This window comes from Nocardioides daedukensis (assembly GCF_013408415.1).
In the GTDB taxonomy this organism is placed as follows: domain Bacteria; phylum Actinomycetota; class Actinomycetes; order Propionibacteriales; family Nocardioidaceae; genus Nocardioides; species Nocardioides daedukensis.
Window position 1 is genome coordinate 2243144 of record NZ_JACCAA010000001.1, and the last position, 25212, is coordinate 2268355.

Genomic DNA, 25212 nt, shown 5'->3' on the forward strand with positions numbered 1-25212 from the left:
TTCACGAAGAACAGCTCCTCTTGATCGGAAGGTCGGGCCTTCCTCCGATCATCCATGGTCACTCCAACTCGAGCCGGCCGAGACGACTAGGCTGACCGGGCGTCACCGCCGAACACGAGGAGCCGTCTGATGGGTCAGGTCACCGCAACCGCCGAGGCAACCGTTGCCGCACCGCCCGCCGACGTCGTCGCGGCTCTCGCCGACTACGAGGTGACCCGCCCCGGGATCCTCTCCGCGCACTACAGCGACTACGCCGTCGAGCAGGGCGGCCAGGGCGACGGGACCGTGGTCACCTGGCGGCTGCAGGCAACCGAGAAGCGGGTACGCCACGTGGTCGCCGACATCACCACCACCTCCGACTCGGTCACCGAGACCGACCGCAACTCCTCGATGGTGACCACCTGGCGGGTGCTGCCCCGCGACAGCGGCAGCAAGGTCCTGGTGGTCACGACGTGGCAGGGCGCAGGCGGCATCGGTGGCTTCTTCGAGCGAACCTTCGCACCCAAGGGTCTTCGGGCGATCCACGAGGAAGTGCTCGCCAACCTCGCCGCACGCCTGCGCTGAGCCTCGGTCCGCAGAGCGTCAATTCACGACGGCTCGGCGAGGGAGAGGGTCAGGGGCTCAGCCGGTCCACAGCAGCCGCCCCCATCGGCGGTCCCATCGACTTCGGCCGGGGCATCGAACACGCCCGAGCCTCCGCAGACACCCGACTCGGGAAGGGTGAGCTCGACCCGCTCGGCGGCCTCGTGGTCGCCAGCGATGGCCGCCACCACACTGCGGGTCTGCTCGAAACCGGTCAGGGCGAGGAATGACGGTGCTCGTCCGTAGGACTTCATCCCGACCAAGTGGAGACCCGACTCGGGCTGGGCGAGCTCACGAGCGCCGTGCGGATAGACCGTTCCGCAGGAGTGCACGTTGGGATCGATGAGCGGCGCGAGCTGGGTGGGCGCGGACAGGACCGGGTCGAGGTCGAGGCGCACTTCGGACAGGAAGGACAGGTCGGGGCGGAACCCGGTGACCACGATGACCTCGTCGACCCCGTTCAGCACGGCACCGTCGGTGCTGGTGAGGACCAGCGGGCCCTCGCCCTCGCGTTCCGGGGAAACCTCTGCGGTGCGGAACGAGGTGACGACCTCGACGGGCCCGGACTCGACGGCATCGTGGGCGCGCTGGCCCAGCGTGCCCCGCGCCTCGAGCTGATCGTTGTCGCCGCCGCCGAATGCGTCCCCGGTGCCCGAGCGGCGTACCAGCCATGAGACCCGGGTCTCGGGGTGCTCCGCAGCCAGCGCTGCGAGTCCGACGAGGGTGTTCTGCGCCGAGGCGCCGGTGCCGGCAACCGCCACGTGCCTGCCGGCATAGCGAGCCAGGGTGCTCGGGTCGGTGAAGTCCGGGATGCCGTAGCGGATCCGCTGGGCGTGGGCGTGCTCGCCGATCGCCGGCAGTCCGTCACCGCCCAGTGGGCTGGGGCCGCTCCAGGTGCCGGATGCATCGATGAGTGCCGCGGCGGGCATCCGGACCTGCACCCGGTCCGTCTCGACGTGGACGGTGAAGGGAGTGCTGTCGCGCTCCGCGTCGACCATCCGGTCACGGCCGTGCCGGGCGACACCGACGACCCTGTGCCCGAAGCGGATGTCGACCTCCTCGGTGGCGGCGAGTGCCGCCGCGAGCGGGACGAGGTAGCGCTCGACCCAGTCGTGGCCCGTCGGGTAGGCGCTTGACTCGGGAGCGACCCATCCCTTGGCTGCGAGGAGCTCACCCGCGGCGGGGTCGATCAGCTCGGACCAGGGCGAGAAGAGTCGGACATGGCCCCATTCGCGGACCGCGGCGCCGGCGGATTCACCCGCCTCCAGGACGACGGTCGGCAGGCCTCGCGCCTGGGCGTGTGCGGCTGCGGCCAGTCCGATCGGTCCCGCGCCGATGACGACGACAGGAGTGTTGGTCGAGGGAATGAGGCTCATCAGGTCTTCCTTTTCATCGATAATGGTCGATGAAGGGACTCTATCGACGAACTTCGATGAACGCAACCATCGATGACGATCGATGTAGGGTGGTCGCGTGGAGACAACGACAGAACGCGCCGGCCTCAGCAACGCCTCGGCGGAGACCTATGCCGAGTGGTTCGCCACCCTCGCCGACGCCACCAGGGTCCGGCTCCTGCACACGGTCTCGTCCTCGGCCACCGGCGCCCTCAGCGTGGGCGACCTGGCGGCGGCGCTCGGGATCAGCCAGTCCACCTGCTCGCACCATGTCCGCAAGCTCGCCGAGGTCGGGTTCGTGGCCGTCGACAAGGTCGGCACCTCCTCGATCGTCTCGGTCAACCCGGCGTGCTGCACCGGGCTGCCCCACGCCGCCGACGTGGTGATGGGCACCCTGTCGTCCCCGCCGTGCTGTCCCGAAGACCTCCCCGCAGACGTCACCACCCGCGCCATGACCGATGCCGATCTCCCCGCGGTGCGTGACATCTATGCCGAGAGCCTCGCCACCCGCAACGCCACCTTCGAGACCCGGGTCCCCGATCTCGAGACGCTGGCGAGCCGATGGCTGTCCGGGCACCGCTGGGTCGCCGAGGGCGACCTCGACGGCAGCCGGACCATCCTCGGTTGGACCGCGATCAGCCCTGTCTCCGCGCGGGAGTGCTATGCCGGGGTTGGTGAGACCACGGTCCATGTCACCGAAGGAGCACGCGGTCGAGGAGTGGGCAAGAGCCTGCTGTGGCGGCAGGTGAACGAGGCGGATGCGGGAGGCCTGTGGACCCTGCAGGCCTCGGTCTTTCCGGAGAACCGGGCCTCGATCGCCCTCCACCACTCGGCCGGTTACCGGACCCTCGCGGTGCGATCCCGGATCGCCCAGCTCGACGGGGTCTGGCGGGACACGGTCCTGCTCGAGCGTCGCCGCGAGGACGACTGACCCCGATTCGGCGCAAGACATAGACCGATGTAAGTATTGACGCATGTCGATATCTGCCTCCCCGGAGTGCTGCACCCAGCTGGCGCGCGAGCCAATGACCGCAGAACAGGCCGACCAGGTGGTGCCCGTGCTCCGCGCCCTCGCGGACCCGGTCCGGCTGCGGCTGATGTCGATGGTCCTCTCCCACGAGAACGCCGAGGCCTGCGCGTGCGACCTGCTGCCGGCCTTCGACCTGTCCCAGCCGACGATCAGCCACCACCTCAAGGTGCTGCACGAGTCCGGTCTGCTGGATCGCGAGAAGCGCGGGGTCTGGGTCTACTACCGGGCCCGGCCCGCGGCGATCGAGTCGATCGCAGCCCTCTTCACCACCGAGATGGCACTGCGATGAAGCGGCTCGGACTGCTCGACCGGCTCCTGCCCGTCTGGATCATGGCTGCAATGGCACTCGGACTGGTCCTGGGCCGATCCGTCACCGGTCTGGACGAGGCTCTCTCGGAGATCGAGGTCGGGTCCGTCTCCCTCCCGATCGCCATCGGCCTGCTGCTGATGATGTACCCGGTCCTGGCCAAGGTCCGCTACGACGAGCTCGGCCACGTCACCGGCGACCGCAGGCTCCTGGTCTCCTCGATTGTGCTGAACTGGGTCCTCGGCCCGGCGTTGATGTTCGCGCTGGCCTGGCTACTCCTTCCCGACCTGCCCGAATATCGCACCGGCCTGATCATCGTCGGCCTGGCCCGCTGCATCGCGATGGTGCTCATCTGGAACGACCTCGCCTGCGGGGACGGCGAGGCCGCGGCGATCTTGGTCGCGCTCAACGCGGTCTTCCAGATCCTCGCCTTCGCCGGGCTCGGCTACTTCTACCTCGAGCTGCTCCCCGGCTGGCTCGGCCTGGACCAGACCGGCCTCGACGTCTCGGTCTGGAGCATCGCCAAGTCCGTGCTGGTCTTCCTCGGCATCCCGCTGGCTGCCGGGTTCCTGACCCGCACGCTGGCTGAGCGCGCGAAGGGCCGCGAGTGGTACGAGGCCAGGTTCCTGCCCAAGATCGGACCGTTGGCCCTCTATGGCCTGCTGTTCACCATCGTCATCCTGTTCGCCCTCCAGGGCGACACCATCACCGGCAACCCCCTCGACGTCGCCCGGATCGCCCTGCCACTGCTCGCCTACTTCACGCTGATGTGGGCCGGGTCCTTCCTGATGGGCTACCGGCTGGGGATGAGCTATGAACGCACCACGGCACTGGCGTTCACCGCCGCCGGCAACAACTTCGAGCTCGCCATCGCCGTCGCCATCGGCGTCTTCGGCGTCACCTCCGGCGAGGCACTCGCCGGCGTCGTCGGCCCTCTGATCGAGGTCCCGGTGCTGGTCGGGCTGGTCTACGTCGCGCTCTGGGCGAGACGCCGCTGCTACCCGAGCGACCACTCACCGTCCGCGCACGACGTACCCCGGAGGACCTCCGCATGAACGCCACGCCCGAAGTGCTCTTCGTCTGCGTCCACAACCAGGGCCGCTCGCAGATGGCCGCCGCGCTCCTCGACCACCACGGGGCCGGTCGCGTCCAGGTGCGCTCGGCCGGGTCTGCACCCGCGGACTCCGTGAACCCGGCAGTCGTCGAGGTGATGGCCGAGCTGGGGATCGACATCTCCCGCGAGCTCCCCAAGAAGTTGCTCACTGCCGACGTCGAGGCCTCCGACGTCGTGATCACCATGGGCTGCGGGGACGCCTGCCCGATCTTCCCCGGCAAGCGCTACGAGGACTGGGCCCTGAGCGACCCGTCGGGCCAGGGTCCAGATGCCGTGCGCGAGATCCGCGACGAGATCGATGCCCGGGTCCGCCAGCTGCTCAGCGAGCTGGTCGGGCCGCCTGGCTGAGCCTGCGGCGCGGCTCGTCGGAGCTCAACAGCACCTGCTGCTCACGCGACTCGGCCAGCAGCACTTCGCCGGCCGGCGCCAGCTGTTCGCTCGAGAGCGCGAAGATCCGCTTGGCGGCGGCGAGTGCGGCTGCACTGCTCTCGCTGATCTCCTTGGCGACTCGCATCGCCTCGGCACGCGGATCCTCATGGGTCCGGGTGACCAGGCCGATCTGTGCAGCCTCGGATCCGTCGACCTGTCGCCCGGTGTAGACCAGCTCGCGAGCCACGTCGCCGCGCAGGTTCTCGCGCAGCAGCGGATAGCCGGCCATGTCCGGCACCAGGCCCCACTTCGCCTCCATCACGGCCAGCTTCGCCGACGGATGCGCGATCCGGATGTCCGCCCCGAGCGCGATCTGCAGACCGCCGCCGAAGACAACGCCGTGCAGGGCTGCCACCACGGGCACCTCGAGCGTGCGCCAGCCCCAGGCCACCTGCTGGAACCGGTTCGCCTCGCCGTGGGTGCGCTCGCTCAGGTCGCCGAGGTTGTTCGGGTCACCGAGGTAGGCCAGGTCGATGCCGGCGCAGAACGCTCGCCCGGCGCCCGAGAGCACCACCACGCGTACGTCGTCCCGCCCAGCGATCTCCTCGATCGCGGCGTTGATCTGGTCGATCATCGCCCCGTCGAGGGCGTTCATCTTGTCCGGCCGGTTGAGGACCACGTCGGCGATGCCGTCGGCAACCTCGATCGTGACTCGCTGCTCGCTCTGCGTCATGGGCCCAAGCCTGCCAGACCCAGCCGGTCAGATCAGGAGGAGAGGGCCTTGTCCGCGGTCTCGGGAGCCTTCCAGCCCGCGATGATCGTGATCAGGCCGAGACCCATCACATAGAGCGCGACCGGCCACCATGCGCCGCCGGCGGCCTTGGACAGCGCCACCGCGATGAACGGCCCGAAGCCACCGAAGACGACGGCTGCGACCTCGCGGCTGATCGCCGCGCCGCTGTAGCGGGACTGGGTGCTGAAGAGCTCGGCGAGGAGCACTCCCTGGACTCCGAAGGCGATGCCCACCGAGCCACCCTGGGCGATGGCGAGCGCGGCCATGGCCCACACCGGCTGGTCGGCGGCCTGGTCGCAGCGCCATAGAGGAAGTAGTCGTACCACTCCAGGGCAGAGCCCATCAGTACGGCGCCGGCCACCCGGACCAAGGTCTTGCGGTCGGGGGTGTTGGGCGTGGCGCCCGAGGGCGCGCGGTCATCGGTCACGGCGGTCATTTCTGCTCCATGGGGGTGGAAGGGTTCAGGGGGTGATGCGACGCTCGAGCGTGCGCGGATCGGCGGCCGCGCGGGCCGCCTCGTGGTCGAATCGGCCGCTTGCCCAGCCCTTGTCCAGGGGCGACCAGAAGAAGAAGCTCACCTTGCGCTCGACGAAGCGCCAGCGGCCGTCGTCGCAGCGGCGGATGATGTCCGCGTAGCGGCCGGCGGCGATGTGCGCGACGCCGTCAACGACGCAGGGCTGGTCGAGCCAGGTCTGCCCGGTGGCCAGGGTCGCCGTCGAGCTCGATGGTCTCGTTGCTGCTGAAGTGCCACCACGCCTCCAGGGAGCCTTCCTGGAGGGCGGGGAAGAAGGTGCGCAGCTCGTCGCGGCCGCGGGCGGTGGACAGGCCGACGAAGGCGCCGTCCTCGGTGAACAGCTCGGCGAGCTCGTCCCAGTGCCCGTCGTCGAGGAGCTGGCAGTAGCGGGCGCGGAGCTGGCCGATCTCGTGGAGATCTTCGAGCCGGGCAACCCTGGCTTCAAGATCCATCGTCGCCTCCTCACCTGGTCGTGTCACGTCCTGTCCGCCCTGCTTGTGTGGGCGGTCACATGTCTGGTCTACGACGGTACGAGTGACGGGAGCCATAGCGGAAGTATCTATTTGCTGCATCACCTAGAGGCTGGGAATATAGGTGGATGGAACTGCGTCACCTGCGCTACTTCGTGGCCGTCGCCGAGGAGCTCAACTTCAGTCGGGCTGCCGAGCGGTTGCACATGGCCCAGCCGCCCCTGTCGCAACAGATCAAGCAGCTCGAGGACGAGCTCGGCTTTCCGCTCCTCACCCGCACCACGCGCAGGGTGGAGCTGACGCCCGCGGGCGCGTCGTACCTGGAGAAGGTTCGCGAGATCCTGGCTGCGATCTCCGCGGCCGGCGAGCACGCCGGTCGGGTGGCGTCGGGCCAGGTCGGCCGGATGATCGTCGGCTGTGTCGGCTCGGCGACCTACACCCTGCTGCCCCAGCTGGCCCGCCGGATGCGAGCCGACCTGCCCGACGTCGAGTTCGGCTTCCGCGGCGAGATGCTCTCCCCCGACCAGGTGCGGGCGCTGCGCCAGGACCGGCTCGATCTCGGCCTGATGCGGCTGCCACCGGACACGGCAGGTCTCGACATCCACCCGATCCGCAGCGAGCCGCTGTGTGCGGCGATCCCCCGCGACCACCCGCTGGCCGAGCGGGCCGAGCTGCAGGTCACCGACCTGCGTGAGCAGGAGCTCGTGGTCCACGCCGGCGGGGGCCGCTCGGTGATGAGCGGGATCGTGCAGCAGATGTGCCACGACGCAGGCTTCACCGCGCAGGTGGCCCACGAGGTCGCCGAGACCTCGACGATCATGACCTTCGTCGCGGCCGGGCTGGGCATCGCGGTGATCCCCGAGCCGACCTCGACCTACGGCGCCCCGGGCATCGCCTACGTGCCGATCGTCGATGCGCCGTACGTCGACCTGGTTGCGGTGACCAGGTCGGACGAGACCAGCCCGGTGGTCGCGCACGCACTCGAGATGTTGCGCGAGCTCGACTAGGCGAGATCCGACTCCATCGCGGCGGCGACCGCCTGCTCGCGAGCGCCACCCTCGCGCAGGCCGGCGATGACGGTACGCCGGTCCTCGTCGCTGCGGTTCTGGCTGCGCTTGGCCTTCGCGGAGATCTCCTCGATGGCGAGCTCGATGCCGACGATTGCCTTCAGCTGTTGGGCGATGAAGGACTCGGGCGCATCGCTGACCGCCCACGGTTCCGCCCTCAGTGACTCCTGCACGTCAGTCAGCACACTGACCGCGTCGAGCAGCCAGGCGGCGTCACGATGGACCGTGACCCGGCCACGGAACTGCACCGCGGAGTAGTTCCAGGTCGGGACCACCAGGCCGCCGTCGCGCTTGCCGGCATACCAGCTCGGCGTGATGTAGGCCTCCGGGCCGGTGACCACGCCCAGCGCCGGTGATCCGTCGGTGATCGAACGCCAGTGTGGGTTGGCGATCGCCATGTGCAGGATCAGCCGGTTGTCGCGCCAGATCAGTGGCAACCGGGTTGCCAGCGGGAAGCCGTCCTGGCCGACAGTGACCAGCTCCAGGGCCCCGATGGCCTCGACGAACCCCCTGACCTCGGCCTCGTCCATCACGTTGAACGGTTGCATCCACATGCAGCCAACCTATCCGCGTGATCGGCGTTGGTGCTCGGGTCAACGGCTGACCCCTGCCTCCTCGAGGAATCGGGTGAGCTTCTCGGGGTTGCGGACGGTGTAGATGCCGGTGACCAGGCCGTCCTCGACCCGCATTGTCACCACGCTGTCCAGCTCGCCGTCGAGTCGCACCAGGAGCGCCGGCCAACCGTTGGCCTGGATCTGCTCGAGACTCATCAGCGTCGCCCACGGCGTGCTGAAGCCGACCTCCAACAACTTGGCCACCTTCGCAGCCCCGTGGATCGGCCGCGGCAGCGCCTGCTTCACGCCTCCGCCGTCACCGAGCATCACCACGTCGGGAGCGAGCAGGTCGGCCAGTGGCTGGATCTCTCCCGTGGCGAGCGCATGCTGGAAGGCGTTCAGGGCGTGCCGGGTGCTCTCGGCCGACACCTCGCCGCGAGGCTTGCGCGACGCGAGGTGCTCCCGGGCCCGATGGGCGATCTGGCGTACGGCGGCGGGGGTCTTCCCGACCGCCTCGGCCAGCTCCTCGTAGTCGAACCCGAACACCTCATGGAGCACGAAGACCGCGCGCTGGGTCGGGGTGAGCGTCTCGAGCACCAGCAGCATCGCCGTGGAGAGGCTGTCGGCGAGCGCCACGTCGTCCGCGACGTCCGGGCTGGTCAGGATCGGCTCGGGCAGCCACGGACCGACGTACTCCTCCCGGCGCCGCGAGGTCGCGCGCACCTGGTCCAGCGCCGCACGGGTGACGATCCGGACCAGGTAGGCGCGCGGGTCCCGCACCTCGGCCTGGTCGACCCCGCGCCACTTCAGCCAGGTCTCCTGGACCACGTCCTCGGCGTCGGCGGCCGAGCCGAGCATCTCGTAAGCGACGGTGAACAGCAGCCGGCGATGGGTGAGGAACGGGTCTCCGCTCATGCGCCCGACGGTACGCCGTCACCCGAGGTCGCGAGCGGGGCCAGGCCGCAGGATTCGGCGTACTCCTCCGACGGGATGCCCAGGGACACGTTGGTGCGGGCGCTGAAGTTCATGAAGGCGACCCGCGCGGTCAACTCCACCAGCCCGTCCGCCCCCAGGTCCTCCAACAGGGCGGCGGACTGCTCGTCGGTGACGGTCGGTGGGGTCTGGGACATCGCCACCGCATAACCCATCACCCGGCGCTCGAGGGGCGTGAACACCGTCGACTCACGCCAACGCGGCACCTCACGAGCCTTGGCCTCGTCCAGCCCCTTGTTGTGCGCCACGAAGTAGTTGAAGTCGAGGCAGAAGTTGCAGCCGATCTCGGCGGCCGATGCCATTGCGGCGAAGGCCGCGAGGTTGCGGTCGAGGCGGTCCCACTTCTCGGTGAACCGGCCGATCCTCATCGAGTCCTTGAACATCCGGGGGTGGTTCCACATCACCTCGGCGCCCTGCGGCACGCCCCCGACCATCTTGCGCATCGCGACCTTCAGGATCGCGCCGAGTGCGCCGTCGAGCTCCTTGCGCGGAACCCGGGTCTGGCCAGTCATCTCTGTCTCCGTTCGTCGGTTTGGTCTGACGAACATGGAGACGCCGGCCGCCCGCGATCTGTGACAGCCGTGGTTCAGCCGGCCCGGCCGACCACCGTCTTGGCAGCGGCCCCGAACAGCCGCAGGAACGCCGGGAGCGATCGCCCGATCGAATGTCCAGACAGGGCGATCGAGTTCACGGTGCTCGTGCCGACCGGAGCCTGCTCCCCGTCGAAGCGCCGCTCCAGCCAGTCCAACATCGCTGGCAGGCCGAGGATCATCAGGCTGATGTGCTCGCTGAACCTGTCGCGCAGGTAGAGCACCTCGGCGCCGCCGTCGACATACTTCTCCACCTGGATGTCGACGTCGTCGACGTCGATGATCTGGTCGTTGGTCGACTGCACCACCAGCAGGGGGCAGGTGGGGATCCGCACACCGAGCCGGAGGTCGTCGAAGACGTGCAGCACCTCGGGCAGGGCCAGCATGTCGGCCAGCGGGATGTCGAGGTAGTCGTCGAAGTCGTTGAAGGCGTGCGTGATCACCGCAGTGACGGTGCTGTGCTCCCGCAGCTTGTCCAGCCGGCGCTGGCCTGCCACGTTCGCGTGCTGCCGGATCACCCGCGCCAGACCGGGGTAGGCGTGGCGCAGGCCGGAGACGACGAGCGCCGGGAGGCCCGCGTTCAGTCCACGGTTCAGCTTGAGGAACGCCTCCCCCGGGTCGCCCACCGGCGAGCCGAGGACCGCGCCGACGATCGACAGCTCGGGCGCATGGGTCGGTGCCATCTCGGCGGCCCAGGCCGAGGCCATCCCGCCCCCGGAATAGCCGAAGAGCCCTACCGGGGTTGACGATTCGAGGCCGAGCGGTGCGAACGAGAGCGTGGCGCGGATCCCGTCGAGCACCCGGTGACCGGGCTCGCGAGGGGCACCGAAGTGACCGTGACGGCCCTCGTGGTCGGCGAGGGTGAGCACGTGGCCGCGCTCCAGCAGCGCGGCCATGATCATCAGTTCGAACTGCGGCAGCGCACCCCAGGCCCGGGCACCGCGACGCAGCGCGTAGGAGGGGAAGCACCGGTCCGAGACCGCGTCGATCGCGCACTGGTAGGCGATCAGTCGCTGCGGCTCGCCGGGTTCGAAGCCGTCGGGTACGACGAGGGTGGTCACCGCGACCTCGGGCGTTCCGTCCAGGTCGGTGCTGCGAAAGGCGAGCTGCCAGGCCTGGGTCCGTTGCGGGATGAGCCCGAGGAACGCCAGCTGCACCTGCCTGGTGCGGATGATCGCCCCGGGCGCGAGCGCGTGCAGGTCCGCCGGCGGCTCGTGGAACGGGTCCTCGTGCGGCCGGATCGGTCTCTGCGCGCGCTCGTCGCTGTGGTTCACCTGTGCGAGGTTAGACGGTTGCGCGCTCGTAGTCGTCCGAGTCGAACTTTGCGCCCTTGCGATATTGCCCGCTCAGGCCGGGCCAGTTCGTCGGGATCCGACCGTCGGCCTGTCGGTACCAGGACGTGCACTGGCTCCACACCGAGCCCGAGAGCGACGCCTGCACCTCACGGTCGTGGGCCTCCTCGACCTCACGGCGTACGACGTGGGGCTGGCCGGTCCGGGCGACGTGCGCGACGTAGTCGGCGACGTGCTTGGCCTGCGCCTCGAGGAAGAAGATCACCGAGCCGCCACCGGTGTTGGTGTTCGGGCCATACATGATCTGCAGGTTCGGGAAACCCGGGACAGCCAACCCGTAGTAGGCGTGCGGCCCCGCCTTCCACTCGTCCGCGAGCCGGTGGCCGTCGCTGCGGGCGATCTCCATCGGGGCGAGGATCTCGGTCGCCTTGAAGCCGGTGCCCCAGATGATCACGTCCGCGGGGTGCTCGACACCGTCCGTGGTCACGACGCCGGTGGCGGTGATCTCGGCGATCCGGTCGGTGACGACGTCGACGTTCTCCCGGGCCAGAGCGGGCAGGTAGTTGTTGGAGAAGAGGATCCGCTTGCAACCGATCGGATAGTCGGGCCAGACCTTCTCGAACAGTCCCGGCTTCGACTTCGTCTGCAGCTTCATGTGCAGCATCGAGGCGCCGCGCAGGGTGCGGGCGTAGGCCTGCGAATAGATCCACGCCACGCTCAGGCTCTCCACGGCCGAGGCCCAGGTGTAGCGCTCGGCGAGCTGGGTCACCGGGAGCTTCTCGAAGACCTTGCCGTGCAGCGAGGAGAACTTCCGGTCCGGCCTCGGCATGATGTACGGCGCGCTGCGCTGGAACAGGTCCAGGTGGCCGGCCACCTGGGCGACCTCGGGGACGAACTGGACCGAGCTCGCACCGGTGCCGATCACCGCGACCCGTTTGCCGGTCAGGTCGACGTCGTGGTCCCACTCGGCGGAGTGGAAGCTGGGGCCGGCGAAGGACTCACGTCCCGGGATCGGCGCGTATGCCGGTCGGGAGAGCTGTCCGACGGCGGGCACCAGGACGTCGACGACGAGGGGCTCGGCGCCGGCGATGTCGACGGTCCACTTGCCGGAGTCCTGGTCGTACGTCGCGCCCTCGACCTCGCTGCCGAAGCGGATGTGGCGGTTCAGGTCGTACTTGTCGGCGACACCTCGGATGTAGTCCAGGATCGCCGGCTGCCGCGAGAACCGGTGCGGCCAGCGCGGGTTCGGCTCGAACGAGTAGGAGTAGAACGGCGACGGGACGTCGCAGGCGGCGCCGGGATAGGTGTTCTCGCGCCACACGCCACCGACGTCGTCGGCCTTCTCGAGGATGACGATGTCGTCGAAGCCACGCTTGCGCAGCTCGATGGCGGCAGCGAGGCCACCGAAGCCGGTGCCGATGATGGCGATGCTCGGGTTCATGCGGATACTCCCTGGTCCTGCAGTGTCTTTCGGGACAGTTTCTTCTGGGTACGGCGCCCTTGGGCCACCACCAGCGGTGCGGCGAACAGGCCCACCGGTGGCAGCAGGTCACCCAGGCGGGACACCAGGCCCCGCCAGGCGGGCAGGGTGGTGACCAGCTTCGGGCGATCGAGGACCTTGGCCACGGCGGCGACGACCTCCTCGGGCTGCAGCAGCTTGCCGGAGAACGACAGTGCCGCGGCCGGGTCGTCGAGCTTGTCGTGCAGCATCGGGGTCCAGATGCCGTCGGGGCAGATACACGAGATGTCGATGTCGGTGATGCCGGCCAGCTTCAGGTCGGCCACGGTGCTCAGGCTGAAGCCGATCGCGGCGTGCTTGGAGGCGGCATAGACCGCTTCGCCCGGGACGGCGGTCAGGCCGGCCAGGGAGACGATGTTGACCACGTGGCCGCCGCCGTTGCCGCGCATGTGGTCCAGCGCGGAGACGGTGCCGTTGATGGTGCCGAGCGCGTTGACCTCGAGCATCAGCCGGTGGGCGTCGGTGTCCTGTTCCCAGGCCGGTCCGGTGAAGAGCACGCCGGCGTTGTTGACCCACACCGAGAGGTTGCCGGCGGTCTGGACGATGTAGTCGCGGGCGGCGTCGACCTGGTTGCGGTCCCGGACGTCGACGGCCATCGAGGTGGCGCCGTGGCCGATCTCCTCGGCCGCCGCCTGTGCGGTCGCCGCGTCAATGTCGGTGACCAGCACCTGGTGGCCACGCTCGGCGAGCAGTCGGGCGATCTGCTTGCCCAGGCCGCGACCGGCGCCGGTCACGACCGCTCCCTGCTGGGACATCTTCACTCCTCGTGGATCATGGGTCACGCAATTGTGCGACCTGGGGTCGCAAAAAACTTGTTCCAACACGACACTGTTGGGTCACACCCACGAAGGCGGCGATGACTGTGCCTGATCCTGTGCCTGATTCTGTGCCTGATCCTGTGCCTGATCCTGGGATGCCCAGCCTGGTGGTCATGGGCGTCTCCGGCACCGGCAAGTCCAGCGTCGGCCGGGGATTGGCCACCGCGCTGCACCTCGACTTCGTGGAGGGCGACGACCACCACCCGCGCGCCAACATCGAGAAGATGACCGCGGGCATTCCCCTCGACGACGATGACCGCCGGCCCTGGCTCGAAGAGCTGGCAGGCGTGCTCGCCGCGGCCGCGAGTGCCTCCAAACCCGTGGTGCTGACCTGCTCGGCGCTCAAGCGCTCCTATCGGGACCAGTTGCGCCGGGGCGCACCCGAGCTGGTCTTCGTGCACCTGTCGGGCACCCGCGAGGTGCTGCTGCCCCGGATGGCCGGACGCGAGCGGCACTTCATGCCGACCGAGCTGCTGGACAGCCAGCTGGCCACGCTCGAGCCGTTGGACCCGGACGAGCGCGGCGTCGTGGTCGATGTGGCCCCGCCGCTCGAGGACGTGATCGCTGCGGCACTCGACGGCATCCGGCGCGAGACCGGTCAGTCAGGCTGAGCCTTGGCGCAGGGCCCTGGGCGTGGCCCCGAACCAGCGCCGGCAGGCGTGGCTGAGCGAGGACTGCTCGCTGAAGGCGACCAGCGCCGCGACCTGACCCAGGGGCAGGTCGGTCGTGGTCAGATAGCGCCGCGCCTCCTCCCGGCGTACGCCGTCTAGCACCTCCTCGAACGTCGTACCCTCGGCGGCCAGCTGTCGCTGCAGGGTGCGCGGGTGGACCGAGAACAGGTGCGCCACCCCGGCCAGCGAGGGCACCGCGATCCCCAATGAGCCGGCCAGTGCCCGGCGTACCTGGCTGGAGATCCGGTGGCGCGGGTCGTCATAGCTGGTCGACAGGTGCTCCAGGGCGAGCAGGCGGATCGACTCGTTCGCGGTCTCGAAGGCCTTGTCGAGGATCCGTCGTTCGACCCGGATCGCGGTGAACGGCATCCCGAACCGGACGTCGGCGCCGAAGTGGTCGACGTAGCGCTGCACCGGCGAGAGCGGCTGGTGGACCAGGCAGAACGACCGCAGACCGGGGACCTCGCCGACCAGGGCCACGGCGATCCGGTGGATCAACGCGATCCCGAGCTCCATCGCCTGGGCCGAGTACGTCGAGGAGGTCGGGTCCTTGCGCCAGCTCACCGCGATCACGCCCCGGGCCCCGCTCGGGTCCGGCTCGACGCCGATGCTCAGCGCCGGGCTGTGCACGAACAGGAACCTCGAGGCGACCTCCAGTGCCTGCGCGACGGTGGAGCATGCCTGGATCGCGATGGCGAGGGGTCCCAGGATGCTCAGGTCCTGGAACTGGGCCATCCGGATGCCGAAGTCGGGACAGTCGAGCTCGGCAGCGGCGGCGTCGAGCATCAGGTCGTGCGCGGCCAGCGGGAGCAGGCTGTCGTCGGAGTCGAGCGCGCCGGCCGGGATGCCGAACCGGTCCAGGAGGGCACCCGGGTTGCCGCCGAGCTCCTCGACCAGCGGCACGAACCCGCGCAGGCTCGCAGCGCGGATCATCGGGCCCATCGGAGGAGGTCAGCTTCCGCCGGCAGGCAGTGCCTCGAGCATGATGTCGGGGTTGTCCCGGGCCGTCACGCCGGCACGCCACTGGTCGGTGAAGAGCGCCAGGTAGGTGCCGTCCGAACGCTGCAGGACCTCGCAGCCGCGGGCGCCCTTGAGAGCCTCGGCACCGTCGGCGTCGGTCACCCGGGCGACCTGGAAGTCCAGTCGGGAGAGCCGGATCGGGGAGTTGAACTCGTTGGTCATCCGTTCCTGGACGACCTCGAACTGCATCGGTCCGACGGCTGCGAGCACCGGGCTCTGGTCGCCGCGCAGGTCGGAACGGAGCACCTGTACGACGCCTTCCTGGTCCAGCTGCTCGATGCCACGGCGGAACTGCTTGTAGCGACCGATGTCGGCCGCCGAGGCGGTCATGAAGTGCTCGGGCGCGAAGGTCGGCACCGGCGGGAACTCGATCTTGTCGCCGACATAGACCGTGTCCCCCACGCGCAGCGACTGGGCGTTGACGAAGCCGACGATGTCGCCGGGATAGGCGTGCTCGATGGAGGAGACGTCGCGACCGAAGACGGCCTGGGCATATTTGGTGGCGAAGGGCTTGCCGGTCGAGGCGTGGGTGACGACCATGCCTCGGTCGAACTCGCCCGAGACGATGCGGGCATAGGCGAGGCGGTCGCGGTGCGCGGCGTTCATCCCGGACTGGACCTTGAAGACGAAGGCGCTGAAGTCATCCTCGGGCTCGCGGGTGGTGCCGTCGACACCCTCGGTCGGGCCGGGGGCCGGGGCCAGGTCGAGCAGCAGGTCGAGCAGCTGCGCGACGCCGAAGTTCTGCAGGGCGCTGGCGAACATCACCGGGGTGGTCTTGCCGGCGAGGAACTTCGCCTGGTCGTGGTCGGCGTCGTCGACTGAGAGCAGTTCGTGCTCCTCGACCGCGTCCGACCACACGTCGAGGTCGACCTCCTCGACCTCGCTGGCCGGCATCCGCCGCTCGGGGGCACGGGTCGCGCCGCCTGCGGTGCGGGTGTACTTCACGAACTCACCGGTGCGCCGGTCCAGCACGCCGCGGAAGTCGCCAGCCTCCCCGACCGGCCAGGTCAGGGGGGTGGGGCGCAGCTTGATCTTCTGCTCGATCAGGTCCATCAGCTCGAGCGCCGCCAGGCCGGGACGGTCCCACTTGTTGATCACGGTGACCACGGGGATGCCGCGCAGGGCGCACACCTGGAAGAGCTTGAGGGTCTGCGGCTCGAGGCCCTTTCCGGCGTCGACCAGCATCACTGCCGAGTCGACCGCGGAGAGCACTCGGTAGGTGTCCTCGGAGAAGTCACTGTGCCCGGGGGTGTCGACCAGGTTGATCACGTGGTCGCGATAGACGAACTGGAGCGCGGCCGAGGTGATGGAGATGCCTCGGGCCTTCTCCATCTCCATCCAGTCCGAGACCGTCGCGCGCCGGTTCCCCTTGCCGTGCACCGCGCCCGCCTCGGTGATCACCCGGGCATGCAGGGCGAGGGCCTCGGTGAGGGTGGACTTGCCGGCGTCGGGGTGGCTGATGACGGCGAAGGTACGGCGGGGACGCTTGTCGGACACTCCCAGAAGATACCCGCAGGGCCGCTCCGGGGCCGAAGCGACGGCGTACCCCCTCCCACCGCCCCTTCGCCGACCCGTCGCGAATTCACACCCTGACCCCCGCCCACCCGTCGCGAGTTCACGTTCTGATCTCCGCTGACCCGTCGCCAATTGACGCTCTGGGATCGGGGCGAGAATTTCTCTGAGTCCTTGTCCAAATTGTGGGATCTGGGTGGGTTTTCGAGGTCGTTTTGTCGGTGGTGCCTGATTGGCTCTGGGTATGGGAAAACTGGCCGACTTCGATGCGAACGCGGTGCTCGCGTTTGCGGAGTCGACGGTGGTCAAACGGCGCCAGCTGGAGGTCGACGACCTTGCCGCGGGGGCACAGTGGGCCGTGCTGCACGCGGCCGATCCCACAGCCGAGCCGGCGGGTCGTGCCTGTGCCCGACGAGGCGGGCCCAGGCTGGTGCAGGTCGGAGGAGACGGTACGCCGTGGGTGCAGGACCTGTGCCTGGCCGAGCTGGCGATCTCGCGACAGACCCATGTCCATGCCACGCGTTTCCTGGTGGCCGACGCGCTGGACCTGATCCACCGCCTGCCGGGCTGCTGGGCGGTGGTGCAGGGGTTGGCGTGTGAGGTGTGGGTGGCCCGCAAGCTGGCCCGCGCCACCCGTCATCTGTCGGTCAGCGAGACTGCGCAGGTCGACGCCGGGGTCGCGACCGCGTTGGCCGGTGAGCAACCGGGACGGTTCTTCACGATCCTGGAGGCCAAGATCATCGAGGCCAACCCGGAGGCTTGGGCCGCGCGCATCGACGCCGATCGCGCCCGGAGATATGTCTCGGTCGGTCGGGTCGACGAGACGGGGCTGCGGCACGTGATCGCCCGCGTGGAGCACGGGGACGCGGTGTGGGTGGATGCCTTGCTCAACCGGATCGCCGACATCCTCGCGCTCCAGGACGAGACCGCTGGAGCGCCGGCGCGCGGCAGGGACCTGCTGCGCTCGGAGGCTTTCGGTTGGCTCGCCCGACCCGCGGAGCTGCTCGCCCTGTTGCTCGAGCACGCCGGCGACCCCGACCAGAGCCCGTACGGCGCGGATCGAGACGCCGGTTCCCAGGGTGACGCGGGCACAGGACACACCGGCGACCCCGACCAGAGCCCGTACCGCGTGGATCGTGACCGCGACTCCCAGGAAGACGGGGACACCGGGCACACCGGCGACCGATCATGCGATCGATCAGACGGGCAACCGAACGGGAGGCCAGAGGGACAACCTGATGGCCGACGGGACGGGGAACCAGACGGACAGCCGGACAGGAATCCCGAAGAGTCACCAGACAGCGGTTGGCTGCGGAGATTCCCCGCCCGCCTCCTGGACACCCTCAAATCGATCGACCCCGCCAAGCTGCGCCCACAGGCCGTTGTCTATGCCCACCTACACGAGTCCGCTCTGACCACGGGCACCGGCGTCGTCCGCGTCGAGGACGGTGGCGGCCCTCGCCTCGTCGAGCACCTCGCCGACCTCCTGGGCCACGCCCAGATCACCGTGAAACCGGTCATCGACCTCAACGACCGGATCAGCAGCAACGCCTACGAACACCCCGAATGGCTACGCGAGCGCATCCACCTGACCACGCCCGCCGACCCGTTCCCGCACGCCACCCGGATCAGCCGGCACGGCGACATCGACCACTGCGTGCCCTACCGGCACGACATACCCGGTCGACCCGCACCACCAGGACAGAGCGGCACCCACAATGCTGCCCCTCTGGGCAGATATCACCACCGGGTCAAGACCTACTTGAACTACACCGTGCGACAACCCAGGCCAGGCACCCATGTCTGGCGTACACCCCACAACCGATGGCTACTCGTCGATGAGCGCGGCACACACCGCATCGACGAGTCGCTGGGCCACGCCCTCACCGGTCGGTCGCAGGGGGAGCAACATCTCGCCCTGATCATCCGTGACCAGAACCCCGGCTATGGCGAGGTCGTGGGGACACAGCGTGGACGGTCGAGTTCGCGAAGTGAGGATCAGCGATGACCCACGAACGCCGATGGATCACCACTGCCCCGGGGTGGTAGGACGGGCCACGGGGTGCCGGACCTCATTTGGTGGGTTGGCCACCAAATGCCTCGTCAATCAACTCCTCACAGATGTTGCGGTCGTCGTCGTTGCGGGGCTCGTGCAATCTGAACGGGACGCCGTTGATCTCCCAGGTTCGTTGGGATAGTTGAGCGTGTCTCCGGGCGGTCAGCAACTCCTCCGTCTCGACAACTAAGGGCTGGGAGGAAGACCGTTGCCCGCCAGCTGACGGTGGTGGCGTTGTTGTCCAGCAGAGAGCGCCATGAGCCGAGAAACTCTAGGAAGCCTCCAACTCCGTCGGCCGGAGCTCTGAGACGGAAAATTGCACGCGGCATGGCAGAAGTACACCCCAACTGTGGTTGGCGCGATCTTCTTGACACGCTTGTCGTAGAGAGCGAACGCACGTTGGTAGCACCAGTAGTTGCTCCGCCCGACATCAAAGTTCAAGAGTTCACCTCGTCAGGACGGCACAGGTCTGAGGACCCCGGTGCCACGGGTGACGGCCAGGCACTCATCCGCAGGCTCAGGCCATCACGAAGTAGCGCAGATAGACATAGAGCCACGCGACCAGCAACGTCGCCACGGTGACGACGATGCCGTGCTTGGTGAACTGCCAGAAGCTGATCGGCTCACCGGCCTTGGCTGCGATGCCCAGGACCACCACGTTGGCGCCCGCCGCTACGGCGGTGGCATTGCCACCAAGGTCAGCGCCGAAGACGAAGGCCCACCACAACGGGCTCTCGGCGCCGGACTGCGGCGTGGCACCGACCATGTCCTCGACGATCGGCACCATCGCTGTGGTGTAGGGAATGTTGTCCACGAAGGCGCCCACGACACCGGACCCGAAGAGCAGCACCGTGGCGGCGAGCAGCTCCTGGTCACCCATCGCCTCAGCAGCCCACTCCCCGATCTCGCCGATGATGCCGACCTGGACCAGCGAACCGACCAGGACGAACAGCGCCATGAAGAAGGCCAGGGTGCCCCACTCCACCTCTTCGAGGAACTCGTCCGGCTCCGTGCGGGAGACCAGCACCGTGGCCCCGGCACCCAGCATCGCCACCATCGAGGGGTCGACGTGCAGCAGGGTGTGCAGGCTGAACCCGACCATCACGAGCCCGAGAACCACTAGGCACCGCACCAGCATTCGCATGTTGGTGATCGCATCGCGCGGCCGGATGTCCCCCAGCCGCCCGTCGAGCGTGGCCTCGGCCTTGAGGTCGTGGCGAAAGAGCCACTTGGCCATCACGATGAACCCGGCCAGCAGTACGACGGTGAGCGGCAACGAGTGGACCAGGAAGTCGACGAAGCTGAGGTCGGCCCGGCTGCCGATGATGATGTTCGGCGGATCGCCGATCAGGGTGGCCGTTCCGCCGATGTTCGACGCCAGGATCAGGGAGATCAGGTACGGCGCCGGCCGCAGGCCCAGCTGACGGCACACCGACAACGTCACCGGCGCCACGAGCAGGACACACGTGACGTTGTCCAGGATCGGCGCGACGGTGGCGGAGACCAGCACGAGCAGGACCAGCAGCCGATAGGGCTCCCCGCCGGACTTGAGCGCCGCCCACAGGGCGAGGAACTCGAAGAGGCCGGTCTGCTTGAGGACCCCGACGATCACCATCATCCCGAACAGCAGGAAGATCACGTTCCAGTCGATGCCGGTCTCGTGATTGAAGAAGGCCGACTCCGCATCGACCAGCCCGATCACCGCCATCGCGGCCACCCCGCCCAAGGCCGCGGCGACGCGGTGCACCCGCTCGGTGGCGATCAGGGCATAGCTGACGATGAAGATCGAGATGGCGGCGGACGTCAGGATCACGCCGACCTCCGCCGTACGCCCAGGGCCCTGACCGAGTTCTGGGGTTCCATCGCCTCGTGCCAGCCCGCCAGCCGGCCGAACCTGCTGACCAACAGCAACCGGTCCTCGACCGCGCTCACCTGACCGAGCGCCGCAACCACCAGCACCTGGTCCCCAACACGCAGCGCTGTGGAACCGGTCGGGACCATGACCAGCGAGCCGCGGGTGACCAGGGCTACGGCGGCACCGTCGGGCAGTCGGAGCTCACCGACCTCCACGCCGGCGAGTCTCGACCCCACCTCCACCTCGAAGCGGAGCATCACCGCGTCGAGCCGGTCGAGCGTCGCGAAGCCGATGGACACCTTGTGGACGAAGCTGCCCTTCTCCGTCCATCGGGGTTGGCGGCCACGTCCGATCGCCAGGCCGACCGTGAAGCCCAGAGCCGCACAGATCATCCCCGCCGAAATGGCCAGTTCGAGCTCTCCGACCTCCATCCCTCAAGTCAAGGGGAGCCGGGTGCCCAGCCATATAGGTGCTGCCACCCATCTTGGGTGCGGACCAGTGGCCCGGGAGCCGACTACTGGCGCTGCTGCAGCTCCTGGACGGTGCCCGACAGCAGACAGAACTCATTGCCCTCGGGGTCGGCCAGCACGTCCCAGCTGACGTCGGGTCCCTGCCCCACGTCGACCCTGCGAGCGCCCAGCGCGAGAAGCCGCTCGAGCTCCTCGTCCTTGGTGGTGCCGTCCGCGCGCAGGTCGAGGTGCAGCCGGTTGGTGGTGGTCTTGGCCCTTCCCCACGGGGCGACGTCGATGCCGGGCAGGGCCCCGCCGGCGGGACCGATGCAGATGATCCCGTGCTCCTCGTCGAGGTGTTCCCAGTCCAGCACCTTCGCCCAGAAGTCGGCGACGAGTCGGGCATCGACTGCATTGATGACGATGTTCGCGATGCGAGTTCCCATGCTCCGAGTCTGACATTCTCGCTGGCCTAGGGTCAGCACCATGCCCAGCGGTGACGAAGAACCAGGAACCCTCCCCACCCGCGGGCTCGCCTGGACCCTGACGATCGGCGGCCTGCTCGGCCTGGTGGCCGCAATCGTGCTGCTGGTCGAGAAGATCGCGTTGATCAAGGATCCCGACTATGTCCCGACCTGCAGCATCAACCCGGTGCTCTCGTGCGGGTCGGTGATGAACACGGCGCAGGCTGAGGTCTTCGGCATCCCGAACCCGATCATCGGGATCGTCGGTTTCACGGCGGTGGCGATGCTCGGTGCCGCTCTGCTGGCCGGCGCGAGGCTCCACCGCTGGTTCTGGTGGGCAGCGCAGGCGGGGGTGAGCTTCGGTGTCGTCTTCGTGCACTGGCTGATTTGTCAGAGCCTCTACGTCATCGGTGCCCTGTGCCCCTACTGCATGGTGGTCTGGGCGGTGATGATCCCGATCTTCTGGGTCACCACCCTGCACAACCTCAGGTCCTGGGCGACCACCGGCTCCGGCGTACGACGTGTGGCCGGGTTCCTGACCAGCTATCAGGCCGCGATCCTGACCGCCTGGTTCGTCGTCATCGTCGGCCTGGTCGCGGTGCGGTTCTGGGACTACTGGGTGACCCTGGTCTGACGTCGGCGGTCACACCACCGGGCCCCCATCCGTCGTAGTGCTGAGGACACACGAGATGGAAGGGTGATCACATGGAGCTGACCGAGAGATTCTCAGCCGAGCGACCGAGGCTGGTGAGCCTGGCGACCCGCGTGCTCGGCAACGCCGGCGAGGCCGAGGACATCGTCCAACAGGCCTGGTTGCGGATGGACAACACGACGACCGACATCGACAACCTGCCGGCCTGGCTGACCACGGTCACCACCCGGTTGTGCCTGGACCGGTTGCGGATGCGTACGCCGGTCCCCGAGGAGGACCTCGAGCTCACCGAGGTCTCCCCCGACCCGGCCGAGGACGTCGCACTGGCCGACGCGGTGGGGATCGCGCTGCAGATCGTCCTGGACCGGTTGAGCCCGAACGAGCGGGTGGCGTTCGTGCTGCACGACAGCTTCGGCTTCGACTTCCCGACGATCGCGGCTGCCCTCGACGTGACCCCGACGGCCGCCCGCAAGCTTGCCTCCCGGGCCCGGGCGAAGGTCGCCCAGCCGCGGAGCACGGACCCGCTCACGGACTGGGAAGTGGTCGACGCGTTCATGGCCGCGGCCCGCGAGGGTGACTTCTCCCGGCTGGTCGAGCTGCTCGCACCGGATGCGTTCATCGCCGGGGACGAGGCCGCCGTACTCGCCGGGACCCCTCAGCGCATCGCGGGCCGCGACGAGGTGGCCACCTTCTTCAACGGCGCCGCCCAGGCAGCGCTGCCGGTGTACGTCGACCAGCGGGCCGGGTCGGCCTGGTTCCACAAGGGCGAGGCGCGCGTCGTCTTCGACTTCACCATCGTGGCCGGTGTCGTGCAGCGGATCGACTTCCGGGCCGCTCCGGAGGTGCTCGCGCAGGTCGCTCGACGCGACGGCGCGCGGCGGCGCTGAAGTTTTTGTCCGGGCCGGTCACACCTGCGCTCCGGCACACGTCAACAAGACAAGACCGACTACACATCGTGAAGGGAACAGACATGAAGACCATGACCTGCAAGCAGCTCGGTGGACCGTGCGACCTCGGGCACACCGGCGAGAGCGCCGATGACGTCATCAATGCCCAGGACAAGCACCTCAAGGAGGCCGTGAAGGCCGGCGACGAGTCCCACCAGGCAGCGCGCCAAGAGATGAAGTTCCGGTGGATGCACCCCAAGAAGTCGATGGGTTGGTACAACGACACGAAGGCTGCGTTCGCCGCGCTGCCCGAGTGCTGAAGCACCCCTTCCACCTGCCCGGTTTGGCCGGGCAGGTGGAAGGGCAGAACAGCGAGGTGACCCGAACGCGCTTCGCGGCCCTCGCCACTCTCGTCTCCCTGGTGTGGTTCCTGGTGCTGGTGCTGCACCACCCGAACATCACCTACAACGACGGCCGCGACTCCGACGCGATCGAGACCGAGTGCGAGTCGATCTTGGGGTTCGGCGACAGCACGGTCATCGGGTCCAACGGTGGTCCGCGCGATGCCACCGTGGTGAGGGGTGACGACGCGGTGAACGCACTCCAGCTCGAGGCGATGGACTCAGAGTCCATCGAGGACGAGCGGTTCATCCAGCGCCTTCTGGACGCGGACTGCACCGATCGACGCGCGACGCTCCAGGCCTGGTCAACCGCACCGGCCATCATCTTCACCCTGGCCCTGGTGGCGCTGGGACCGGCACTGGGCCGCGGGATCGCCTCGGTGCGGGAGATGGGGCCGAGGGCTCCCGCGAACTGGCGCGACCTGCCCTGACTGGAGCGATCTTCGCCGGATGACCCCACTAGGATCACTGCATGGAACTGGCTCCGACGTCATGCCCAGATCTGACTGGAGTGGGTGAGCGACGATGATCGACATCCAGACGCTGATCAACTTCCTGCTGGTCGTCGCGTTCGTGCTGGTCGGTGGCGTCTTCGCAGCCACGGAGATGGCGCTGGTGTCGCTGCGGGAGTCGCAGGTCAACCAGCTCGCGCAACGCGGCGGGCGTGGGCAACGTGTTGCCGACATCGCACGCGACCCGAACCGGTTCCTCTCCGCGGTCCAGATCGGTGTGACCGTCGCCGGGTTCTTCTCGGCCGCCTACGGTGGCTCCACCCTGGCCCCGGACATCGCGCCCTACCTCGTCGACCTCGGCATGGGCGACGACGCAGCAGACACCACCGCACTCATCGCGATGACCCTGCTGATCGCCTACCTCTCCCTGGTCCTGGGCGAGCTGGTCCCCAAGCGGATCGCCCTCCAGCGCGGCGCCGGCGTCGCGATGGTGACCGGTCCGGTGCTGGACCGGTTCGCGACGGTGATGCGCCCGGTGATCTGGCTGCTCTCGATCTCCACGAACGCCCTGGTCCGCCTGCTCGGCGGCGACCCGAACGCCTCGTCCGAGGACGTCTCCAGGGAGGAGCTGCGCGAGATCGTCGCCAGCAACGAGGAGCTCGGCGAGGAGGAGCGACGGATCCTGAGCGACGTCTTCGCGGCCACCAAGAACACCATCAAGGAGGTCATGCGCCCGCGCGGTGACGTGGCCTTCATCGAGGCCTCGATGCCGCTCGACGAGACCCCCGCCTGGGTGGCAGACCAGCCCTACTCGCGCTATCCGGTGATCGGGGACAGCTTCGACGACGTCACCGGCTTCGTCCACGTCCGCGACCTCCTCGGCAAGCGGCCGCCCGGGGCGGTGAGTGTGGGCGACGTACAGCGTGAGGTCCTGCACCTGCCCGGCACGAACAAGCTGCTGCCCTCGATCGTCCGGCTCCGCGAGATGGAGACCCACCTGGCGATCGTGGTCGACGAGTTCGGTGGCACCGACGGCATCGTCACCCTGGAGGACATGGTCGAGGAGATCGTGGGCGACATCCGCGACGAGTACGACCAGGAGCCGATCCGTCGCACGTCGTACGACGCCCGCGTCGACGGTGTCATTCGTGCCTCGGCATCGCTGACCATCGAGGACTTCGCCGACGAGACCGGCTTCGAGCTCCCCGACGGAAGCTACGAGACGGTGGCCGGTTTCGTGCTGGCACGACTCGGCCGGATCCCCGACGTCGGCGACTGCGTCGACGTCGGCGGCGCGGTGCTGCAGGTCTCGGGCGTGGACGGGCACCGGATCACCGAGGTCGAGCTCACCGGCGACCAGCCCGACCCGGCGGAGGCCTGAGTCGCG

At 68.7% G+C, this 25212-nt stretch carries 28 protein-coding genes; 13 read left to right on the top strand and 15 right to left on the bottom strand.

What is annotated here, in order from left to right; all coding sequences use genetic code 11:
* Nucleotides 1-129: 129 nt before the first annotated feature.
* Nucleotides 130-564: an SRPBCC family protein gene (locus BJ980_RS11105; RefSeq protein ID WP_179502346.1), complete on the top strand. Its 435-nt coding sequence runs from the start codon at nt 130-132 to the stop codon at nt 562-564.
* Between the two features lie 23 nt (nt 565-587).
* Here BJ980_RS11105 and BJ980_RS11110 read toward each other — a convergent pair whose 3' ends face one another.
* Nucleotides 588-1958, bottom strand: a complete 1371-nt coding sequence (locus tag BJ980_RS11110) for an FAD-dependent oxidoreductase (RefSeq protein ID WP_179502347.1) — start codon at nt 1956-1958, stop codon at nt 588-590.
* Between the two features lie 97 nt (nt 1959-2055).
* Here BJ980_RS11110 and BJ980_RS19455 point away from each other — a divergent pair, with 97 nt between their 5' ends.
* From BJ980_RS19455 to BJ980_RS11130, 4 genes are read left to right on the top strand one after another with little or no spacing between them, the layout of a single operon-like run.
* Nucleotides 2056-2907 (top strand): metalloregulator ArsR/SmtB family transcription factor, encoded by an 852-nt coding sequence (locus BJ980_RS19455; protein WP_179502348.1) that lies wholly within the window; start codon nt 2056-2058, stop codon nt 2905-2907.
* A 43-nt stretch (nt 2908-2950) separates the two neighbouring features.
* On the top strand, nt 2951-3295 hold the full coding sequence (locus BJ980_RS11120) for an ArsR/SmtB family transcription factor (protein ID WP_179502349.1): 345 nt from the start codon (nt 2951-2953) through the stop codon (nt 3293-3295).
* Nucleotides 3292-4368, top strand: a complete 1077-nt coding sequence (gene arsB / locus BJ980_RS11125; RefSeq protein WP_179502350.1) for an ACR3 family arsenite efflux transporter — start codon at nt 3292-3294, stop codon at nt 4366-4368. Before BJ980_RS11120 ends, arsB begins: the two co-directional genes overlap by 4 nt.
* A complete protein-coding gene (locus BJ980_RS11130; protein ID WP_179502351.1) occupies nt 4365-4775 on the top strand; it encodes an arsenate reductase ArsC in 411 nt (136 codons plus the stop codon). Before arsB ends, BJ980_RS11130 begins: the two co-directional genes overlap by 4 nt.
* Here the strand turns inward: BJ980_RS11130 and BJ980_RS11135 are convergent.
* From BJ980_RS11135 to BJ980_RS18710, 3 genes are all read right to left on the bottom strand, one after another.
* Nucleotides 4747-5529 (bottom strand): crotonase/enoyl-CoA hydratase family protein, encoded by a 783-nt coding sequence (locus BJ980_RS11135; protein ID WP_179502352.1) that lies wholly within the window; start codon nt 5527-5529, stop codon nt 4747-4749. The genes BJ980_RS11130 and BJ980_RS11135 overlap by 29 nt on opposite strands.
* 32 nt (nt 5530-5561) lie before the next feature.
* The gene (locus BJ980_RS11140) at nt 5562-5855 is read right to left on the bottom strand and encodes an MFS transporter (RefSeq protein ID WP_179502353.1); all 294 of its coding nucleotides are present in this window, start codon (nt 5853-5855) and stop codon (nt 5562-5564) included.
* Nucleotides 5856-6252: 397 nt separating this feature from the next.
* Nucleotides 6253-6555 (bottom strand): nuclear transport factor 2 family protein, encoded by a 303-nt coding sequence (locus BJ980_RS18710; RefSeq protein WP_218855481.1) that lies wholly within the window; start codon nt 6553-6555, stop codon nt 6253-6255.
* 146 nt (nt 6556-6701) lie between these two features.
* Here BJ980_RS18710 and BJ980_RS11150 point away from each other — a divergent pair, with 146 nt between their 5' ends.
* Nucleotides 6702-7580 carry a LysR substrate-binding domain-containing protein gene (locus BJ980_RS11150; RefSeq protein WP_179502354.1) on the top strand — a complete coding sequence of 293 codons (879 nt, stop codon included), beginning with the start codon at nt 6702-6704 and terminating at the stop codon, nt 7578-7580.
* Here the strand turns inward: BJ980_RS11150 and BJ980_RS11155 are convergent.
* The 6 genes from BJ980_RS11155 to BJ980_RS11180 all read right to left on the bottom strand — a co-directional run bounded on the left by BJ980_RS11155 (nt 7577) and on the right by BJ980_RS11180 (nt 13343).
* Nucleotides 7577-8194, bottom strand: a complete 618-nt coding sequence (locus BJ980_RS11155) for an FMN-binding negative transcriptional regulator (RefSeq protein ID WP_179502355.1) — start codon at nt 8192-8194, stop codon at nt 7577-7579. The genes BJ980_RS11150 and BJ980_RS11155 overlap by 4 nt on opposite strands.
* A 39-nt stretch (nt 8195-8233) precedes the next feature.
* A complete protein-coding gene (locus BJ980_RS11160; protein ID WP_179502356.1) occupies nt 8234-9109 on the bottom strand; it encodes an RNA polymerase sigma-70 factor in 876 nt (291 codons plus the stop codon).
* On the bottom strand, nt 9106-9699 hold the full coding sequence (locus BJ980_RS11165; RefSeq protein ID WP_179502357.1) for a carboxymuconolactone decarboxylase family protein: 594 nt from the start codon (nt 9697-9699) through the stop codon (nt 9106-9108). Before BJ980_RS11165 ends, BJ980_RS11160 begins: the two co-directional genes overlap by 4 nt.
* Nucleotides 9700-9773: 74 nt before the next feature.
* The gene (locus tag BJ980_RS11170; protein WP_179502358.1) at nt 9774-11051 is read right to left on the bottom strand and encodes a lipase family protein; all 1278 of its coding nucleotides are present in this window, start codon (nt 11049-11051) and stop codon (nt 9774-9776) included.
* 10 nt (nt 11052-11061) lie between these two features.
* Complete coding sequence (locus BJ980_RS11175) at nt 11062-12510, bottom strand: flavin-containing monooxygenase (RefSeq protein WP_179502359.1); 1449 nt, start codon at nt 12508-12510, stop codon at nt 11062-11064.
* On the bottom strand, nt 12507-13343 hold the full coding sequence (locus tag BJ980_RS11180; protein WP_179502360.1) for an SDR family oxidoreductase: 837 nt from the start codon (nt 13341-13343) through the stop codon (nt 12507-12509). Before BJ980_RS11180 ends, BJ980_RS11175 begins: the two co-directional genes overlap by 4 nt.
* A 158-nt stretch (nt 13344-13501) precedes the next feature.
* Here BJ980_RS11180 and BJ980_RS11185 point away from each other — a divergent pair, with 158 nt between their 5' ends.
* Nucleotides 13502-14017: a gluconokinase gene (locus BJ980_RS11185; protein WP_179502361.1), complete on the top strand. Its 516-nt coding sequence runs from the start codon at nt 13502-13504 to the stop codon at nt 14015-14017.
* Here the strand turns inward: BJ980_RS11185 and BJ980_RS11190 are convergent.
* Together BJ980_RS11190 and BJ980_RS11195 are read right to left on the bottom strand one after the other, a co-directional pair.
* The gene (locus tag BJ980_RS11190; RefSeq protein WP_218855482.1) at nt 14009-15010 is read right to left on the bottom strand and encodes an AraC family transcriptional regulator; all 1002 of its coding nucleotides are present in this window, start codon (nt 15008-15010) and stop codon (nt 14009-14011) included. The two genes, BJ980_RS11185 and BJ980_RS11190, sit on opposite strands and share 9 nt — an antisense overlap.
* An 18-nt stretch (nt 15011-15028) precedes the next feature.
* Nucleotides 15029-16594: a peptide chain release factor 3 gene (locus BJ980_RS11195; protein WP_179502363.1), complete on the bottom strand. Its 1566-nt coding sequence runs from the start codon at nt 16592-16594 to the stop codon at nt 15029-15031.
* Nucleotides 16595-16853: 259 nt separating this feature from the next.
* Here BJ980_RS11195 and BJ980_RS11200 point away from each other — a divergent pair, with 259 nt between their 5' ends.
* Nucleotides 16854-18617: a hypothetical protein gene (locus BJ980_RS11200; protein ID WP_179502364.1), complete on the top strand. Its 1764-nt coding sequence runs from the start codon at nt 16854-16856 to the stop codon at nt 18615-18617.
* 565 nt (nt 18618-19182) lie between these two features.
* Here BJ980_RS11200 and BJ980_RS11205 read toward each other — a convergent pair.
* The 3 genes from BJ980_RS11205 to BJ980_RS11215 form a co-directional block, all read right to left on the bottom strand.
* Complete coding sequence (locus BJ980_RS11205; RefSeq protein WP_343047787.1) at nt 19183-20478, bottom strand: ArsB/NhaD family transporter; 1296 nt, start codon at nt 20476-20478, stop codon at nt 19183-19185.
* Nucleotides 20475-20951, bottom strand: a complete 477-nt coding sequence (locus BJ980_RS11210; RefSeq protein ID WP_179502365.1) for a TrkA C-terminal domain-containing protein — start codon at nt 20949-20951, stop codon at nt 20475-20477. Before BJ980_RS11210 ends, BJ980_RS11205 begins: the two co-directional genes overlap by 4 nt.
* A gap of 83 nt (nt 20952-21034) precedes the next feature.
* Nucleotides 21035-21415 (bottom strand): VOC family protein, encoded by a 381-nt coding sequence (locus BJ980_RS11215; protein ID WP_179502366.1) that lies wholly within the window; start codon nt 21413-21415, stop codon nt 21035-21037.
* A gap of 40 nt (nt 21416-21455) precedes the next feature.
* On the opposite strand from BJ980_RS11215, the gene BJ980_RS11220 reads away from it, so the two are divergent.
* The 5 genes from BJ980_RS11220 (at nt 21456) to BJ980_RS11240 (ending at nt 25206) form a co-directional block, all read left to right on the top strand.
* Entirely contained in the window at nt 21456-22067 is a 612-nt protein-coding gene (locus BJ980_RS11220) for a vitamin K epoxide reductase family protein (protein ID WP_179502367.1), read from the top strand.
* A 71-nt stretch (nt 22068-22138) separates the two neighbouring features.
* A complete protein-coding gene (locus BJ980_RS11225) occupies nt 22139-22972 on the top strand; it encodes a sigma-70 family RNA polymerase sigma factor (RefSeq protein WP_179502368.1) in 834 nt (277 codons plus the stop codon).
* A gap of 83 nt (nt 22973-23055) precedes the next feature.
* Entirely contained in the window at nt 23056-23292 is a 237-nt protein-coding gene (locus BJ980_RS11230; protein ID WP_179502369.1) for a hypothetical protein, read from the top strand.
* 56 nt (nt 23293-23348) lie between these two features.
* Nucleotides 23349-23804: a hypothetical protein gene (locus BJ980_RS11235; RefSeq protein WP_179502370.1), complete on the top strand. Its 456-nt coding sequence runs from the start codon at nt 23349-23351 to the stop codon at nt 23802-23804.
* A gap of 94 nt (nt 23805-23898) precedes the next feature.
* Nucleotides 23899-25206: a hemolysin family protein gene (locus BJ980_RS11240; protein WP_218855483.1), complete on the top strand. Its 1308-nt coding sequence runs from the start codon at nt 23899-23901 to the stop codon at nt 25204-25206.
* Nucleotides 25207-25212 lie beyond the last annotated feature (6 nt).

Coding starts and splice junctions, on each gene's coding strand:
- BJ980_RS11105 (WP_179502346.1), top strand. CDS start 130: ATGGGTCAGGTCACCGCAACCGCCGAGGCAACCGTTGCCGCACCGCCC.
- BJ980_RS11110 (WP_179502347.1), bottom strand. CDS start 1,958: ATGAGCCTCATTCCCTCGACCAACACTCCTGTCGTCGTCATCGGCGCG.
- BJ980_RS11120 (WP_179502349.1), top strand. CDS start 2,951: ATGTCGATATCTGCCTCCCCGGAGTGCTGCACCCAGCTGGCGCGCGAG.
- arsB (WP_179502350.1), top strand. CDS start 3,292: ATGAAGCGGCTCGGACTGCTCGACCGGCTCCTGCCCGTCTGGATCATG.
- BJ980_RS11130 (WP_179502351.1), top strand. CDS start 4,365: ATGAACGCCACGCCCGAAGTGCTCTTCGTCTGCGTCCACAACCAGGGC.
- BJ980_RS11135 (WP_179502352.1), bottom strand. CDS start 5,529: ATGACGCAGAGCGAGCAGCGAGTCACGATCGAGGTTGCCGACGGCATC.
- BJ980_RS11140 (WP_179502353.1), bottom strand. CDS start 5,855: ATGGCCGCGCTCGCCATCGCCCAGGGTGGCTCGGTGGGCATCGCCTTC.
- BJ980_RS18710 (WP_218855481.1), bottom strand. CDS start 6,555: ATGGATCTTGAAGCCAGGGTTGCCCGGCTCGAAGATCTCCACGAGATC.
- BJ980_RS11150 (WP_179502354.1), top strand. CDS start 6,702: ATGGAACTGCGTCACCTGCGCTACTTCGTGGCCGTCGCCGAGGAGCTC.
- BJ980_RS11155 (WP_179502355.1), bottom strand. CDS start 8,194: ATGTGGATGCAACCGTTCAACGTGATGGACGAGGCCGAGGTCAGGGGG.
- BJ980_RS11160 (WP_179502356.1), bottom strand. CDS start 9,109: ATGAGCGGAGACCCGTTCCTCACCCATCGCCGGCTGCTGTTCACCGTC.
- BJ980_RS11165 (WP_179502357.1), bottom strand. CDS start 9,699: ATGACTGGCCAGACCCGGGTTCCGCGCAAGGAGCTCGACGGCGCACTC.
- BJ980_RS11175 (WP_179502359.1), bottom strand. CDS start 12,510: ATGAACCCGAGCATCGCCATCATCGGCACCGGCTTCGGTGGCCTCGCT.
- BJ980_RS11180 (WP_179502360.1), bottom strand. CDS start 13,343: ATGTCCCAGCAGGGAGCGGTCGTGACCGGCGCCGGTCGCGGCCTGGGC.
- BJ980_RS11185 (WP_179502361.1), top strand. CDS start 13,502: ATGCCCAGCCTGGTGGTCATGGGCGTCTCCGGCACCGGCAAGTCCAGC.
- BJ980_RS11190 (WP_218855482.1), bottom strand. CDS start 15,010: ATGATCCGCGCTGCGAGCCTGCGCGGGTTCGTGCCGCTGGTCGAGGAG.
- BJ980_RS11200 (WP_179502364.1), top strand. CDS start 16,854: ATGGGAAAACTGGCCGACTTCGATGCGAACGCGGTGCTCGCGTTTGCG.
- BJ980_RS11210 (WP_179502365.1), bottom strand. CDS start 20,951: ATGGAGGTCGGAGAGCTCGAACTGGCCATTTCGGCGGGGATGATCTGT.
- BJ980_RS11215 (WP_179502366.1), bottom strand. CDS start 21,415: ATGGGAACTCGCATCGCGAACATCGTCATCAATGCAGTCGATGCCCGA.
- BJ980_RS11220 (WP_179502367.1), top strand. CDS start 21,456: ATGCCCAGCGGTGACGAAGAACCAGGAACCCTCCCCACCCGCGGGCTC.
- BJ980_RS11225 (WP_179502368.1), top strand. CDS start 22,139: ATGGAGCTGACCGAGAGATTCTCAGCCGAGCGACCGAGGCTGGTGAGC.
- BJ980_RS11230 (WP_179502369.1), top strand. CDS start 23,056: ATGAAGACCATGACCTGCAAGCAGCTCGGTGGACCGTGCGACCTCGGG.
- BJ980_RS11240 (WP_218855483.1), top strand. CDS start 23,899: ATGATCGACATCCAGACGCTGATCAACTTCCTGCTGGTCGTCGCGTTC.